Genomic DNA, 15,720 nt, shown 5'->3' with positions numbered 1-15,720 from the left:
TGAAAACAACTTACATAATTGTAATTAAAGTGTAAGTATTAGGAGAAAATGATGGTATTTGAATCTGAAAGATACGAATCGTTTTTAAACTAAGTTATTTTATAGAGACTTTATTATGAAATTGAAAGAAGTTAATTTTAAGGTTGTCGAATGTAAAAACATATTGATTAACCATAAAAGAGAAATTATTTTTGTAGATTTCGGCATAAACGTCATTAAAGAATTTTCTATATGATGGTGCTAATCATAACAAAGAAAGCTAGGCACCTTTAGATACCTAACTTTCAAAGTATTAGCGATAAAACACTATATATACTAATTTAGCTTAATTTCAAACTTGTTCAATGTCATTAACACTTTTCACAAGTTTGAAAGTTACATTTTTTATATCGGCTGTATTAATTTTTACATTTTCCCTATCTTTTTGTAGCTCTTTATGCGACTCTAATGTATATTTACCACCATCTTTTGTATTTATGACGATGTTACCTTTAGGCAAATGTTCTCCCATATACAAGCCATAGGAAATATGAGCAAATCTTATGATATGATCCAATTCTTTTAAAGTGACAACTTCTTTATTAAGAGTAATATTCCTCTTAGGTGTATACACTCTGCCAGCAACTGTGTATGTTCCTTCTAAATGTATACGAACTTGGTTTTCATTTAAAGGTCTCTCTGAATAAACCCAATTCCTAGATTTATTAGATTTTCCATTTATTGTATCCTTGCTGTATCTATCGTAAAGTTTTTTAACCAAAGCTTTTTCTGAATTATTTGGTACTTCTTCAACTTTTTGTAATTGTTTATCTTGTACACTTGAGGAATTTTGTGTTGACGCGTCTGCTTTTGGATATATTCCAAATGTTCCCCCATAGATGATACCTAGCGATAGAATAGATTTTAATACGATTGAATTTTTTGAGTCATATTTTTTGAACATATTTAATTACCTCCTTGATGTAAAGCTTTATTTGCTACAATTATAAAAATAATAGACGTGTTCATGAATTAAATTCATCTTAACTCTTGATTAACTTTAATTTGCTACCACTCTGAATTTAATAACTATAAATCGTCTACACATAATTGGACAAAATCTAAGAGAATAAAATTTGTTAATTTAAAATAGCAAGCAATTCAAAGTTATATGTGTAATAGATAAAATAGATATCCCTATAGTGATGCGTTACTAGCTAAACATAATAACACATTAGAAGATAATGAAGTTAAGGAGTTACTGGATTGTTTCGACTATGTAATTAAGTATAAAAATATCCAACGACAAAACGTAATTATAAAATGGTAAAAGCTATGGTACAGTTTCAAATTGCTAATGACATGCGTATCGGTGAGCTACTTGCAATAAAGAGAGTAAATATAAACTATGAAGATAAAACGCTAGATATCGACGGTAAAGTTAATTGGATAACTGAAAAAAGACGGGAGCATTCGGAGTAAAGGAGACAACTGAAAGAAGTAATAGCTATAAGGCCACAGGGCTCACTACCCAAAGCATCGACTTACTAAGAACACTTATGCTTGGAATGATAAGTTTATTGATAGAGAGTACATATTCACAAATACGTCTGGTAGCCCTATCGACTCGAACAAAATTAGCCACATTATTAAAGGGGGGCGCTGATATTAGTTCTATTAAGAAACCTATAACGACGCATACATTACATCATTCGCATATATCTACACTTGCTCAATTAGGAATTAACTTAAAAGCAATGCAAGAGCATGTAGGTCATTCAGATTATAAAAAAAATCTAGAGATATACACACATGTTACTAATCAGATGGCGAAAGATATGATGAATAAATTTGAACGATTGGGGAGTTAAAATTGGAAAAAGATGATACACTAGCAGAAATTAAGCCTATGCTCAATTTTGATGAGCAAATAGCAAAATTAAAACAGATGAATATATTTTTTAATATTATTGACACCGAAAAAGCAAATGAAATTCTTAGAAAAAATAATTACTTCTTCAAACTAGCTTATTTCCGAAAAAATTTCGAAAAAAAGAATGGCGGCTATTTCATAGAATTTGCTTATTTATCAGATTTAGCAACTATAGATATGAAATTAAGATACACAATGTTGCATTTAACTTTAGATATTGAACATAGTTTAAAGTATCTAGTCTTAAAACTAATAACAGAAAATAACCAAGAAGATGGTTATAAAATAATAGATGAGTTCTTATGTATTGATAAATCATATAGCAATTCAAATTTTGACACAAATTCAAGAACACCAGAAGAAGTTATGGAAACCAAAATCAAAAATAAAAACGAAATATTCAAGCATATGAATAAACGAGGACAACTACCCGAGAAGTTGAATAAATACTATCAAAATCCACCCGCATGGGTTTGCATTGAATTCATGCAACTAGGTCAATTCGTTTCGTTTCTCAACTTCTATTACAAGAAGTACAATGACGAAGAATTGAGAGTTGCTAATATTTTAATGCCTTTAGTTAAAAATATAAGAAACAAATCAGCTCATAACCAACCCATCATAGCAAATCTAAATTATGACAGTAGATTACCTCAATATTTATTTGAAAAAGGGAATAATATAGGCATATCTAGAAACATGTTCGGAATAAAAAATTTCATAGATACTTTCGCTACGCTAGAATTACATAATCAAGTTTGTAGTAATGCAATTATCCAAGCAAGATATCACGATTTGGACCAACTTCAAAAGCGATATAAAAGAAACGAAAGCTATTATAATAATGCATTAGCTATCAAAAGATTTTTTATAGCTTTAGATAAAATTATTGACTTCAACAGACCAAAAGTATAAACTATCTAGTGAGGAAAGAGACTTATAGGTCTCGCGAGTTATTTTAATTCGTATGCAAGAAAAAGAAGAGCTATGCATTTTATTTAAAATGCGTAGTTCTTTTTTTATGCATCTAAATTCATATTATTTTTGCAATATAAACATATCTTTGTGCAAATTCCGAACACAAAACATTCACATCATCCTTTTTTGCCCTTTTTCTATACCCCAAAACACAAAAAGCCCCGTAAGCCTATGCCTACGGGGTTTGACAATAAATTATATATTATTGTTCTTCTTTAACATATGGTAATAATGCCATATGACGAGAACGTTTGATAGCTGTAGTCAACATACGTTGATATTTAGCTGAAGTACCAGTTACACGACGTGGTAAAATTTTACCGCGTTCTGAGATAAAACGTTTTAATAATTCAGTGTCTTTGTAGTCGATATGTGTAATACCATTTGCTGTGAAATAGCATACTTTTTTACGACGACGTCCGCCTCTTCTTGGTCCACCTGCCATGATTGTGTGCCTCCTTTGATAATTTTTTCGCTTTAATTTCGTTAATTTTTATTAGAATGGTAAGTCATCATCACTTATATCAATCGGTCCGTTTGCATTTGCAAATGGATTATCAGATTGTTTCGTGTTTGATGAATTATTGTACGAATTGTTTTGTCCTGATTGTTGACCACCGAATCCTTGACCGTAATCTTGGAATTCATTTTGTTGACGTTGGCCACCATTTTGTTGCGCATTTTTAGGTTCAAGGAATTGAACGCTATCACACACAACTTCAGTAACAAACACACGACGACCTTCTTGATTTTCATAATTACGGGATTGTAAGCGACCATCTACACCAGCTAAACTACCTTTAGATAAATAGTTATTTACATTATCTGCTTGTCTTCTAAAAACAACACAGTTAATAAAATCTGCTTCGCGCTCCCCTTGAGCATTCGTGAACGTACGATTTACTGCAAGAGTGAATGTCGCTACACTCACACCTGAGGGAGTGGTTCTGTATTCCGGATCTTTCGTTAAACGACCTACTAATACAACTCTATTTAGCATTTAAACGCCCCCTCTAATTATTACTTGTCTTCGTCTTCACGAATAACCATGTAACGAATGATATCGTCACTGATTTTAGCTAGACGTTGGAATTCGTCAGTAGCTTTGTTGTTATCAGATTTAACACGTACGATGTTGTAGAAGCCATCTTTGAAATCATTGATTTCATAAGCTAGGCGACGTTTACCCCAGTCTTTTGCTTCTAAAACTTCTGCACCTTCAGTAGCTAAGATACCGTTGAAACGTTCAACTAACGCTTTTTTAGCATCTTCCTCAATGTTTGGGCGTACGATGTACATAACTTCATATGTTCTCATTTTATATTTGCACCTCCTTGTGGTCTATACGGCTTATCAATCTTAAAACAGATAAGCAAGGAATAATTTTCATTACTCACAATAAAGAATTATATCATGCGCCATTACTTTTTACAATAATAATTCAAACTACTCTTCATATCATTTTTGATATTAATTCATTTGAAACTTTCTATGATATTTTTAAAAATACACTTCACAAAAGCGAACATATGTTCTATAATAGTTGTGAGGTGGTAAGGAATGAATTTAAATATTGATTGGTCTAAAGATTTTCAAGAATTCCAAGAGATACTTAATAGTGGTATTCATCCTGAATGGCTTTATTGTGCAAAGGCTAATCTTGTTTTAGAGCCTGCTTATACTGGCGAAGGCAAACAATTTTTCAGCACTCAAGATATTATTAACGCGAGTAAAATTATTCCATTCTTTTAATAAATTATACGCATAATTAAAAGAGGCGAACAATTGATTCCGCCTCTTCTACATATATACTATTTAATTAACTTCACTCTATCGTTTATACATTAAATCTGAAATGAACGATATCGCCATCTTGCATAATATATTCTTTACCTTCTAATCGTTGTCTGCCCGCTTCTTTAGCGCCACTTTCGCCACCATATTGTACATAGTCGTCATAACTTGTTACTTCGGCACGGATAAATCCACGTTCAAAATCAGTATGAATGATACCAGCACATTGAGGTGCAGTCATACCTTGTTTAAATGTCCAAGCACGTACTTCTTGCACACCAGCAGTAAAATATGTTGATAATCCTAATAATTCATAAGTTGTTCTAATTAATCGATCTAATCCTGGTTCTTCGATACCTAAATCTTCTAAGAACATTTCTTTATCTTCATCATCTAATGTAGCAATTTCTTCTTCAATTTTTGCACTAATAACAATCACTTCAGAGTCTTCTTGCGCTGCATATTCACGAATCGCTTTTACTTTATCATTATCATCATCACCAATTTCATCTTCACCAACATTAGCGATATAAAGCATTTTTTTAGAAGTCAGTAATTGCGCTTGATTCACCCATTTTTGATCTTCTTCATTAAAGTCAATACTACGAGCGGGTTTACCATTTTCTAAAGCTTCTTTAATAGTTGTTAAAATACGTACTTCCATTTCAGCAGTCTTATCTTTTTGACGTGCTAATTTTTCAATTCTAGGCAAACGTTTCTCAACAGATTCTAAGTCCGCTAGTACTAATTCCATATTAATAACTTCAATATCATCAATAGGGTCTACTCGACCAGCAACATGAGTTACGTTATCATCATCAAATGCACGAACGACCTGACAAATCGCATCTACTTCTCTAATATGTGATAAGAATTTATTACCTAACCCTTCTCCCTTTGAAGCACCTTTCACAATACCAGCGATATCTGTAAATTCAAATGTAGTCGGCAATGTCTTTTTAGGTTGAACCATTTCTTCTAATTTAAGTAATCTAGCATCTGGCACTTCTACTATCCCTACATTAGGATCAATCGTAGCGAATGGATAGTTCGCTGCTAAAGCACCTGCTTTTGTTATTGCATTAAATAATGTTGATTTACCAACGTTTGGCAATCCAACGATACCTGCTGTTAAAGCCATTAATCATTCTCCTATCTTTGTGTATCATCATGAGATTCGATGATTTTTTTAAGTTTTTTATCAAACGTTTGACGTGGAATCATAATACTTCTTTGACAATTTTCACATTTAATTCTTATGTCTGCACCCATTCTAATAATCTTAAAACGGTTTGTTCCACACGCATGTTGTTTTTTCATTTCTACTATATCATTTATTCCATATTTTGACGCCATTAAATATGACCTCCATGTATTATAAACTACTAAACACCGTTTTCACTATGATTATAAGCAGTCATAATTGGTTGAGGTGTTTTAATACCTTCTTGTAAAAACATTTTTTGTACTTCTTTGCGAATAATTCGAGCTCCAGCAAATCCTTCACCTGGAATTGTTTCTGCAGATATTCTCAATATTACTCTTGTATCTTCAATAGCATCAATACCAATAACAACCGGATCACTAACAAATAAGTAATATTTACTACGTAAAGAAGTAAATAGTTTGTTTAGTTTTTTATCAACATTATCAATGTTTTCTTCGACAGACACTGGAATTTTAACGATAGCTGTACCATTTGTAATTGAGTAGTTCGTTATTTCACCCATACTACTATTTGGTAAAATTGTTAATTCTCCTGAAATTGTATTGATTCGTGTTGAACGAAGTCCAATTGATTTAACTGTTCCCTCTGCTACAGTTGTACCACCGTTATTTATCTTAACATAATCACCTACATCAAATTGGCTTTCAAATATAATAAAGAATCCTGTAATTACGTCTTTAACTATAGTTTGAGCACCAAAACCTACTGCTAAGCCTACGACACCAGCACTGGCAATTACCCCTTCAACACTAATGCCAAATTTACTTAAAATCGTCGTAATAACTATAAACCAAACGATATACTTCACTACATTTTGAACAAGAGATATTAAAGTTTTAGAGCGCTTTTTGTTACTCTTTTTACTTTTATTTTGAATCTTAAATCCCTGTTCAATCATTTTATTCAGTATTTTAATAACTATGAGGGCTACGATAATATAAATAACAATCATAGCGATTTTAGTTGCAATGTTTTCATATGTTTCTATTTTTGTTAATGGCTCAAATAGAGATGAAATAATATTCATGACTTGATTCATGATAAGCGTTACTCCCTTCTATATGATATATCAATATTGTATTCATATTTTTATATACTTCCAACCTACGAAAGTCTCAATATATCTAGAATCAAATGTTCACTGATTACAATTTATTTACACTTGCACAAAGAGTTATTATATAAAATTGTGTAACTATTTACCATACCTACGATTTAATTGTTCAATTATTCTCACAAAATCTTCTTGTGAATCAAACTCAAATGAGATTTTACCAACCGATTTTTTTATTGATATATCTACTTTGGTACCATACTGTTCTCGCAACTGTCGTTCTTGCTGCTTTATAAATTTAGGCTTAGTTATATCTACTTTGTCTGTTTCCGACTTTGACGAAACATTTTTTAATTCATTAACATGGTTTTCTAAATATCTGACACTCCACTTTTCTTTAACAACCCGTTTCGCTAACCTAAGCATTTGTTGTTCATCTTTAATTGCCAATAACGTTCGTCCATGTGCACTTGTCAGTCGCCCATCTTTTACCATGTCAGCAATCTTTTTCGGCAAATGTAATAACCTCAACATATTCGCTATATACGGGCGCGACTTACTCAATCGTTTCGCTACTTCTTGTTGTGTAATTTTCAAATCTGTCATCAAACGTTGATAACTTTCAGCTTCTTCAATCGCATTTAAGTCTTCTCGTTGTAAATTTTCGATGACCGCCAGTTCCATCATATCTTCATCTGTTAAATCTTTGATAATCGCTGATACGTATTTTAGACCAGCAATTTTCGAAGCTCTAAACCTTCTTTCACCAACTACAATGTAATAACCTTGAACTGTTTTTCTAAGCACAATTGGTTGCAAAATTCCATATTGCTTAATTGAATCTGCCAAATCATTTAAATGATTTTCATCGAAAGTTTTTCGGGGCTGATACGGATTCGGTTTGATATCCGATATATCTATTTGCTTAATTTGTTCATCTTTTGTTTTAGTAATACGTTGATCTTCACTTTTTGACAATTCACTCACATCACTTTTTATTTGATAACAACAGTTAAATATATTTTATGTATTCTAAATGAGTCAGACAACCATTAACCACACTTTATTTAAAAAATAATTCATTTTTCAACTTCAAGATACCAATTACAATTTCACAAACAAATTAACTTTTAAATCAAAATTTTCTGAATAATTGTTGACAAATCTTTTTTTACTCTGTAAGCTAATTAATATCTTATAACAGTTTAATGAAACGTAAACACAATAAAGAGGAAAGTAAAACACACCCTGCTTATACAGAGAGTCTTTAGTAGCTGAGAGAAGATTTTGAAAGCGTGTTTGAAAATGGCCTTGGAGTGTTGATGCCAATATGAGGTGTCTACGGGTTCGCCCGTTATAGCGATACAGTATTAACATTGATGTTAAATGGCGTACTGGATTCTTTACGCACGATTTTTTGTTAATAAGTATGGGATAGCACATTACTATATCCTTACTTACTGACTTTAATTGTGATAATTGTTCAGTAAGCATATTTACTTTTAATGCGTACTGAATAAGGTTATTTCAGCGATGGAATAACAAATAAAGGTGGTACCGCGAAACATAAGCTTTCGTCCTTTTTATCCGATTCATTCGGGTACGAAGGACGGAAGCTTTTTTTATTTTTTCTTATAGGAGGGTCTTAATATGAAGGATACACAGTTAGCCCAAATCACATTAACCGATGATTCAACCGGTGCTATAGCGAATCCAATCCATTTATCTACTGCCTACAAGCATCCAAAACTAGGACAATCGACAGGTTTTGATTATACACGTACTAAAAATCCTACACGCTCAACATTTGAAACCTGTTTTGCCAAACTTGAGCATGGTATTGCATCATTCGCTACATCAAGTGGAATGTCAGCCATTCAATTAATATGTAATCTATTTAAACCTCATGATGAAATTTTAGTTTCATTCGATTTATATGGTGGCACATTTAGATTATTTGAATTTTACGAGCAACAATACGATATCAAATTTAAGTACGTTGATTTTACAGATTATGAACAAGTTGAAAAAGAAATCACTGATAAAACAGTTGCATTATTCATTGAACCAATATCTAACCCACAAATGATTGCTATTGATGTAAAGCCATACTATCAACTTTGTAAAGCTAAAGGCTTATTGTCAATTATCGACAATACTTTTTTAACACCTTATCTTTCAACACCACTAGCAGAAGGTGCTGATATAGTCTTACATTCAGCCACGAAATATATTGGCGGACATAACGATGTACTAGCAGGTGTCGTAACCGTCAAAGATGAATCACTCGCGCAACAGTTGTTTGATTTTCACAACATGACTGGCGCAACACTTTCACCAATAGATAGTTATTTGTTGTTACGTGGACTTAAAACTTTGCATTTACGCATTGAGCGTGCGCAATCAAACGCTAGAAAACTTGCTAAAAAATGTCAGTCACTTCAAGCAATTGACGAAGTACTATATAGCGGGCAAACTGGCATGCTTAGTTTAAGACTTAACAAGGCCTATAGCGTCGCTAAATTATTAGAAAATTTAGACATTTGCATTTTTGCAGAAAGTTTAGGAGGTACTGAAACATTAGTGACCTTCCCTTACACCCAAACACATGTTGATATGCCAGATGCTGAAAAAGATAAACGTGGCATTGATGAGTATTTAATCCGCTTATCACTAGGTGTTGAAAATTATGAAGACATCGAACGCGATATCATCCAAGCATTAGATAAAGCTCAGATTGGAGAGATTGTATGACACTTTCAAAAGAGACAGAAGTGATATTCGATTGGCGTAGAGGTGTGGAATATCATTCAGCTAACCCACCACTCTATGATTCTTCAACATTCCATCAAACAAGTCTTGGTGGCGATGTTAAATATGATTATGCACGAAGTGGCAACCCTAACCGTGAACTTTTAGAAGAGAAGTTAGCACGATTAGAACAGGGAAAATTCGCTTTTGCTTTTGCATCAGGTATTGCTGCTATTTCAGCAGTACTTTTGACTTTCAAATCTGGTGATCATGTCATCTTACCCGATGATGTATATGGCGGTACTTTTCGCCTCACTGAGCAAATTTTGAATCGATTTAATATTGAATTTACAACCGTAGATACTACAAAGCTCGAACAAATCGAGGGTGCCATTCAATCAAACACAAAATTAATTTATATCGAAACACCATCGAATCCCTGTTTTAAAATTACTGATATCAAAGCTGTTTCTAAAATAGCCGAAAAGCATGAACTACTGGTAGCTGTGGACAATACATTTATGACACCGTTAGGTCAATCACCTTTATTACTTGGCGCTGATATTGTCATTCATAGTGCTACAAAATTTTTAAGTGGACATAGCGATTTAATTGCTGGTGCTGTCATAACTAATAATGAGGCAATTAGTGACGCTCTTTATTTAATACAAAATGGTACAGGCAATATGTTATCTGCTCAGGATAGCTGGACACTTGCTAAACATTTAAAAACTTTTCCAATCAGATTTAAACAATCTGTCGAAAACGCTCAAAAAATCGTGTCATTTTTAATAAAGCAAGATGAAATTTCAGAAGTTTATTATCCGGGACTCACTACTGCTCATTTAGAACAAGCTAAAAATGGCGGTGCCGTTATTGGCTTTCGTTTAGCTGATGAGTCTAAAGCACAACAATTTGTCGATGCACTGACATTACCACTCGTTTCAGTGAGTCTGGGCGGTGTTGAAACGATCCTTTCACATCCAGCAACAATGTCTCACGCTGCACTACCTGAAGAAGTGAGACAAGAACGTGGTATCACTTTCGGTCTATTCCGATTAAGTGTTGGTCTCGAAGATCCTGATGAACTCATTGCAGACATCAAATACGCATTAAAGGAGGCATTCAATGAGTCAATTCCTCACACAATTGAAAGATAATGTTTTAGTAGCTGATGGCGCTATAGGAACCATTTTATACTCTGAAGGATTAGACACCTGTCCAGAAGCATATAATCTTAGCCATCCAGATAAAGTTGAACGCATCCATCGTTCATATATTGAAGCCGGTGCTGATGTCATTCAAACCAATACTTATGGTGCAAATTTTGAAAAGTTAAAACGATTCGGTCTTGAAGATAAAGTTAAAGCAATACATCAAGCCGCCGTTCGCATCGCAAAAAAAGCAGCAAATAAAGATACGTATATATTAGGCACAGTTGGTGGGTTTAGAGGTATCAAACAAGAGGATATCAGCTTACAAACTATTCTTTATCATACTGAAATTCAAATAGACACCTTAATTGAAGAAGGCGTTGACGCGCTACTTTTCGAAACGTATTACGACCTAGAAGAGTTAACAAATGTCATTTCACGAACGAGAAAGAAATACGACATTCCAATCATTGCTCAATTAACCGCTTCAAACACAAATTACTTAGTTAATGGTCAGGCAATCAATGAAGGATTAAAACAACTCGTTCAATGTGGTGCAAACATCGTGGGACTCAATTGTCATCATGGCCCGCACCATATGCAAGAGTCTTTCACACATATTGAATTACCAGAGCACGCATTCTTATCTTGTTATCCAAATGCCAGCTTATTAGATATTGAAAATAGTGAATTTAAGTATAGTGACAATGCACAATATTTCGGTCAAGTTGCTCAAAATCTAATTCGCGAAGGTGTTCGTTTAATTGGTGGTTGCTGTGGTACAACGCCAGAGCACATCAAATTTATTAAAGAATCTATTCAGACACTTAAACCTGTTAATGACAAAAAAGTGATTCCGATACCAACGAAAGCACTTTTCAATCCATCTCAAAATAAAGTTAGACAATCATTAACATCTAAGGTTCAAGAACGTCCAACCGTTATTATCGAATTGGATACACCGAAACATTTAGACACGGATAGATTTTTTGAAAATATCGCTAAACTTGATAAAGCTAATGTAGATGCGGTAACACTCGCAGATAATTCATTGGCAACTGTCAGAATTAGCAATATTGCTGCTGCTAGCTTAATTAAGCAATATTACAATATTGAACCACTCGTACATATTACATGTCGAGACCGAAACTTAATCGGCTTGCAGTCCCATTTACTTGGATTATCGCTCATTGGCGTTAACGAAATATTAGCCATAACTGGTGATCCTTCAAAAGTTGGTCACTTACCAGGTGCAACCAATGTCTATGATGTTAATTCTAAAGGATTAACTGAACTCGCTCTAAGATTTAATCAAGGTATTAACACTGACGGTGATGCGCTGAAGAAACGTACACACTTCAACATCGCTGGCGCCTTTAACCCTAATGTTCGTAAATTATATGGTGCCGTCAAAAGATTAGAGAAAAAGATAGAAAGCGGAATGTCTTATTTTATAACACAACCCGTGTACAGCAAAGAGAAAATCATTGAAATTTACCATGCCACTAAGCACTTGAACAAACCATTTTTCATAGGCATTATGCCTATCGCAAGTTACAAAAACGCACTCTTTTTGCATAATGAAGTGCCAGGAATCAAGATGTCAGATGAAATTTTACAACAATTTGAAGCAGTTAAAGATGATAAAGCCAAAACACGAGAACTAAGTCTTAAGCTTTCAAAGGATTTAATCGATACTGTTCATGAATATTTTAATGGTTTATACATTATCACACCGTTTCAAAATGTCGAAGATTCATTAGAACTTGCAGCATACTCAAAATCTATTACTGCTCACAAGGAGGCAATATTATGACAACAATTAAAACATCAAACTTAGGATTCCCAAGATTAGGTAGAAAAAGAGAATGGAAAAAAGCCATCGAAAGTTATTGGGCAAAGAAGATTTCTAAAGAAGAATTAGATCAAACATTAACTGATCTACATAAAGAAAATTTATTATTACAAAAGTACTATCACTTAGATAGCATCCCAGTTGGTGATTTCTCTTTATATGACCATATATTAGATACGTCATTATTATTCAACATCATCCCTGAACGTTTCCAAGGAAGAACTATTGATGATGATTTATTATTTGATATTGCTCGCGGTAATAAAGACCATGTTGCAAGTGCACTTATAAAATGGTTTAACACTAACTATCATTACATCGTACCTGAATGGGACAATGTTGAGCCTAAAGTGAGTCGCAATGTATTATTAGATCGCTTTAAATATGCCCAATCTTTAAACGTTAACGCTCACCCTGTCATTGTTGGTCCGATTACTTTTGTTAAATTATCAAAAGGCGGTCACCAAACTTTTGAAGAAAAAGTTAAAACGTTATTACCACTTTATAAAGAAGTGTTTGAATCATTAATTGATGCAGGTGCTGAGTACATTCAAGTTGATGAGCCAATCTTAGTTACAGACGACAGCGAAAGCTATGAAAATATTACACGTGAAGCTTATGACTATTTCGAAAAAGCTGGTGTTGCTAAAAAATTAGTCATTCAAACATACTTTGAACGTGCACATCTTAAATTCTTAAGTTCTTTACCTGTTGGTGGTATAGGTTTAGACTTTGTCCATGATAATGGCTATAACCTTAAACAAATTGAAGCTGGAGATTTTGATAAATCAAAAACATTATACGCTGGAATTATTGATGGTCGTAATGTATGGGCAAGTGACATTGAAGCTAAAAAAGTCTTAATCGATAAATTGTTAGCACACACTAATGAACTTGTCATTCAACCATCATCTTCATTATTACATGTTCCAGTATCTTTAGATGATGAAACATTAGATACAAGTGTTGGCGAAGGCTTAAGCTTTGCAACTGAAAAATTAGACGAATTAGATGCATTGCGTCGCCTATTTAATCAAAACGATAGTGTTAAATATGATAAATTAAAAGCACGTTATGAGCGTTTCCAAAATCAATCATTCAAAAACTTAGATTATGATTTCGAAAGCGTGCGTACTTCAAGACAATCACCATTCGCGCAACGTATTGAACAACAACAAAAACGTTTGAACTTACCGGATTTACCAACAACAACTATTGGATCATTCCCACAAAGCCGAGAAGTTCGAAAATACCGTGCAGATTGGAAGAACAAACGCATTACAGACGAAGCATATGAAACATTCTTAAAAAATGAAATTGCTCGATGGATTAAAATTCAAGAAGACATTGGCTTAGATGTATTAGTTCACGGTGAATTTGAACGTAATGACATGGTTGAATTCTTCGGAGAAAAATTACAAGGTTTCTTAGTAACTAAATTCGGTTGGGTGCAATCATATGGTTCACGTGCCGTAAAACCACCAATCATTTATGGTGATGTAAAATGGACAGCGCCTTTAACTGTTGATGAAACAGTTTATGCACAAAGCTTAACAGATAAACCAGTTAAAGGTATGTTAACTGGACCTGTAACAATTCTAAACTGGTCATTTGAACGTGTTGATTTACCACGTAAAGTCGTTCAAGATCAAATTGCTTTAGCAATCAACGAAGAAGTATTAGCACTTGAAGCTGCAGGAATCAAAGTTATCCAAGTTGACGAACCTGCATTACGTGAAGGCTTACCATTACGCTCTGAATATCACGAACAATATCTTAAAGATGCTGTTTTATCATTTAAACTTGCAACGTCTTCAGTTCGTGATGAAACTCAAATCCATACACATATGTGTTATTCTCAATTCGGTCAAATCATTCATGCTATTCATGACTTAGATGCTGATGTTATTTCAATTGAAACATCTCGTAGCCATGGTGATTTAATTAAAGACTTTGAAGATATTAATTATGATTTAGGTATTGGTCTAGGTGTATATGATATTCATAGTCCACGTATTCCAACAAAAGAAGAAATTACTACAGCAATCAATCGTTCACTACAACAAATCGACCGCTCATTATTCTGGGTAAACCCTGACTGTGGTTTAAAAACGCGAAAAGAAGAAGAAGTTAAAGATGCATTGACTGTGCTTGTGAATGCTGTTAAAGCTAAACGCCAAGAATAATCGCAGCATTTATCATATAATAAACTAAAAACGGGTGATTTTATGACACAATATCCTTTATGGCAACAATTAAATACTTTAAAACAAGCAACTTGGGTTGATTTAACGCATACATTTGATCCGGAAATACCACGTTTTAGTGAGTTTGAAAAAGGCGAAGTTTCAACTTTATTCACGGTTAAAGATCATGGTTTCTATGTGCAACGTTGGAATATTGTAACGCAATATGGTACTCACATTGATGCACCAATTCACTTTGTCGAGAATAAACGTTATTTAGAAGACATTGATTTAAAAGAATTGGTATTGCCGTTAATTGTATTAGACTTTTCAACAGAAGTAGCGAACAACAATGATTTCATCGTAACACGTGCGCATATAGAAGCATGGGAAAAAGAGCATGGTACTATTGAACCTGGCACTTTTGTTGCACTTCGTACCGATTGGTCAAAACGTTGGCCTAATATTGAAAAGTTTGAAAACAAAGATGCGAACGGACAACAACATGCACCGGGTTGGGGATTAGATGCTTTGAAGTACTTAATTGAAGAACGTCGTGTTGAAGCTGTTGGTCATGAAACATTCGATACCGATGCATCTGTGGACGTTGTAAAAAATGGTGATTTAGTTGGCGAACGTTATATTCTTGGTCAGGATAAATACCAAGTCGAGTTATTAACTAATTTAGATCAATTACCAACTCGTGGCGCCATCATTTACGCTATCAGCCCTAAACCAAAAGATGCACCTGGGTTCCCTGTTAGAGCATTTGCAATTAAACCATCAAATGACTAATATTACCCAATAA

General features: G+C 33.6%; 15 protein-coding genes, 1 pseudogene and 1 other annotated feature. Of the genes and pseudogenes, 8 read left to right on the top strand and 8 right to left on the bottom strand.

Features of this window, described 5'->3' with window-relative positions; translation table 11 throughout:
- Window positions 1-331 precede the first annotated feature (331 nt).
- On the bottom strand, window positions 332-943 hold the full coding sequence (gene selX / locus AA076_RS01705; RefSeq protein WP_000475326.1) for a staphylococcal enterotoxin-like toxin X: 612 nt from the start codon (window positions 941-943) through the stop codon (window positions 332-334).
- A gap of 205 nt (window positions 944-1,148) precedes the next feature.
- Here selX and AA076_RS16070 point away from each other — a divergent pair.
- Window positions 1,149-1,850: pseudogene (locus AA076_RS16070) on the top strand (tyrosine-type recombinase/integrase); the annotation flags it as partial.
- A gap of 38 nt (window positions 1,851-1,888) precedes the next feature.
- Window positions 1,889-2,827, top strand: coding sequence for an Abi family protein (locus AA076_RS01690; RefSeq protein WP_001822249.1), 939 nt, complete (start codon window positions 1,889-1,891; stop codon window positions 2,825-2,827).
- A 265-nt stretch (window positions 2,828-3,092) separates the two neighbouring features.
- Here AA076_RS01690 and rpsR read toward each other — a convergent pair whose 3' ends face one another.
- Genes rpsR through rpsF form a run of 3 tightly spaced genes read right to left on the bottom strand, consistent with a single transcriptional unit; the run spans window position 3,093 to window position 4,207 of the window.
- The gene (gene rpsR / locus AA076_RS01685; protein ID WP_000897044.1) at window positions 3,093-3,335 is read right to left on the bottom strand and encodes a 30S ribosomal protein S18; all 243 of its coding nucleotides are present in this window, start codon (window positions 3,333-3,335) and stop codon (window positions 3,093-3,095) included.
- Window positions 3,336-3,386: 51 nt separating this feature from the next.
- Entirely contained in the window at window positions 3,387-3,890 is a 504-nt protein-coding gene (gene ssb / locus AA076_RS01680) for a single-stranded DNA-binding protein (RefSeq protein ID WP_000934799.1), read from the bottom strand.
- Between the two features lie 20 nt (window positions 3,891-3,910).
- Window positions 3,911-4,207 (bottom strand): 30S ribosomal protein S6, encoded by a 297-nt coding sequence (gene rpsF, locus AA076_RS01675; RefSeq protein ID WP_001261460.1) that lies wholly within the window; start codon window positions 4,205-4,207, stop codon window positions 3,911-3,913.
- 243 nt (window positions 4,208-4,450) lie between these two features.
- Between rpsF and AA076_RS01670 the strand changes: the two genes are divergently transcribed.
- Entirely contained in the window at window positions 4,451-4,642 is a 192-nt protein-coding gene (locus AA076_RS01670; RefSeq protein WP_001052483.1) for a hypothetical protein, read from the top strand.
- Window positions 4,643-4,727: 85 nt separating this feature from the next.
- On the opposite strand, the gene ychF is transcribed toward AA076_RS01670, so the two are convergent.
- From ychF to AA076_RS01650, 4 genes are all read right to left on the bottom strand, one after another.
- On the bottom strand, window positions 4,728-5,825 hold the full coding sequence (ychF, locus tag AA076_RS01665) for a redox-regulated ATPase YchF (RefSeq protein ID WP_001218732.1): 1,098 nt from the start codon (window positions 5,823-5,825) through the stop codon (window positions 4,728-4,730).
- An 11-nt stretch (window positions 5,826-5,836) separates the two neighbouring features.
- Complete coding sequence (locus AA076_RS01660; protein WP_000157345.1) at window positions 5,837-6,040, bottom strand: DUF951 domain-containing protein; 204 nt, start codon at window positions 6,038-6,040, stop codon at window positions 5,837-5,839.
- A gap of 29 nt (window positions 6,041-6,069) precedes the next feature.
- Window positions 6,070-6,951: a mechanosensitive ion channel family protein gene (locus AA076_RS01655; protein WP_001077602.1), complete on the bottom strand. Its 882-nt coding sequence runs from the start codon at window positions 6,949-6,951 to the stop codon at window positions 6,070-6,072.
- A 156-nt stretch (window positions 6,952-7,107) separates the two neighbouring features.
- Complete coding sequence (locus AA076_RS01650; protein WP_001550052.1) at window positions 7,108-7,953, bottom strand: ParB/RepB/Spo0J family partition protein; 846 nt, start codon at window positions 7,951-7,953, stop codon at window positions 7,108-7,110.
- A gap of 228 nt (window positions 7,954-8,181) precedes the next feature.
- Window positions 8,182-8,551, top strand: a binding site (T-box leader).
- A gap of 65 nt (window positions 8,552-8,616) precedes the next feature.
- Between AA076_RS01650 and AA076_RS01645 the strand changes: the two genes are divergently transcribed.
- Genes AA076_RS01645 through AA076_RS01625 form a run of 5 tightly spaced genes read left to right on the top strand, consistent with a single transcriptional unit; the run spans window position 8,617 to window position 15,707 of the window.
- Window positions 8,617-9,720, top strand: a complete 1,104-nt coding sequence (locus AA076_RS01645) for a PLP-dependent transferase (RefSeq protein ID WP_000655692.1) — start codon at window positions 8,617-8,619, stop codon at window positions 9,718-9,720.
- The gene (gene metC / locus AA076_RS01640) at window positions 9,717-10,877 is read left to right on the top strand and encodes a cystathionine beta-lyase MetC (RefSeq protein ID WP_000175846.1); all 1,161 of its coding nucleotides are present in this window, start codon (window positions 9,717-9,719) and stop codon (window positions 10,875-10,877) included. The genes AA076_RS01645 and metC overlap by 4 nt, the downstream gene beginning before the upstream one ends.
- Complete coding sequence (locus AA076_RS01635; protein WP_000077318.1) at window positions 10,846-12,687, top strand: bifunctional homocysteine S-methyltransferase/methylenetetrahydrofolate reductase; 1,842 nt, start codon at window positions 10,846-10,848, stop codon at window positions 12,685-12,687. The genes metC and AA076_RS01635 overlap by 32 nt, the downstream gene beginning before the upstream one ends.
- Window positions 12,684-14,912: a 5-methyltetrahydropteroyltriglutamate--homocysteine S-methyltransferase gene (gene metE, locus AA076_RS01630; RefSeq protein ID WP_000207614.1), complete on the top strand. Its 2,229-nt coding sequence runs from the start codon at window positions 12,684-12,686 to the stop codon at window positions 14,910-14,912. Before AA076_RS01635 ends, metE begins: the two co-directional genes overlap by 4 nt.
- 42 nt (window positions 14,913-14,954) lie before the next feature.
- Window positions 14,955-15,707 (top strand): cyclase family protein, encoded by a 753-nt coding sequence (locus tag AA076_RS01625; protein ID WP_000195907.1) that lies wholly within the window; start codon window positions 14,955-14,957, stop codon window positions 15,705-15,707.
- Window positions 15,708-15,720: the final 13 nt, after the last annotated feature.

It is taken from the genome of Staphylococcus aureus, assembly GCF_001027105.1.
GTDB lineage: Bacteria > Bacillota > Bacilli > Staphylococcales > Staphylococcaceae > Staphylococcus > Staphylococcus aureus.
Note: the sequence above shows the minus strand (reverse complement) of the source record. Positions and strands in the feature narration are given on the sequence as shown.

Excerpts from the sequence above, each read along its gene's own strand:
- AA076_RS01655 (WP_001077602.1), bottom strand. The coding sequence starts at position 6,951 with ATGAATCAAGTCATGAATATTATTTCATCTCTATTTGAGCCATTAACA.
- AA076_RS01660 (WP_000157345.1), bottom strand. The coding sequence starts at position 6,040 with ATGGCGTCAAAATATGGAATAAATGATATAGTAGAAATGAAAAAACAA.
- selX (WP_000475326.1), bottom strand. The coding sequence starts at position 943 with ATGTTCAAAAAATATGACTCAAAAAATTCAATCGTATTAAAATCTATT.
- AA076_RS01670 (WP_001052483.1), top strand. The coding sequence starts at position 4,451 with ATGAATTTAAATATTGATTGGTCTAAAGATTTTCAAGAATTCCAAGAG.
- metC (WP_000175846.1), top strand. The coding sequence starts at position 9,717 with ATGACACTTTCAAAAGAGACAGAAGTGATATTCGATTGGCGTAGAGGT.
- metE (WP_000207614.1), top strand. The coding sequence starts at position 12,684 with ATGACAACAATTAAAACATCAAACTTAGGATTCCCAAGATTAGGTAGA.
- AA076_RS01690 (WP_001822249.1), top strand. The coding sequence starts at position 1,889 with ATGCTCAATTTTGATGAGCAAATAGCAAAATTAAAACAGATGAATATA.
- AA076_RS01635 (WP_000077318.1), top strand. The coding sequence starts at position 10,846 with ATGAGTCAATTCCTCACACAATTGAAAGATAATGTTTTAGTAGCTGAT.
- rpsF (WP_001261460.1), bottom strand. The coding sequence starts at position 4,207 with ATGAGAACATATGAAGTTATGTACATCGTACGCCCAAACATTGAGGAA.
- rpsR (WP_000897044.1), bottom strand. The coding sequence starts at position 3,335 with ATGGCAGGTGGACCAAGAAGAGGCGGACGTCGTCGTAAAAAAGTATGC.
- AA076_RS01645 (WP_000655692.1), top strand. The coding sequence starts at position 8,617 with ATGAAGGATACACAGTTAGCCCAAATCACATTAACCGATGATTCAACC.
- AA076_RS01625 (WP_000195907.1), top strand. The coding sequence starts at position 14,955 with ATGACACAATATCCTTTATGGCAACAATTAAATACTTTAAAACAAGCA.
- ssb (WP_000934799.1), bottom strand. The coding sequence starts at position 3,890 with ATGCTAAATAGAGTTGTATTAGTAGGTCGTTTAACGAAAGATCCGGAA.
- ychF (WP_001218732.1), bottom strand. The coding sequence starts at position 5,825 with ATGGCTTTAACAGCAGGTATCGTTGGATTGCCAAACGTTGGTAAATCA.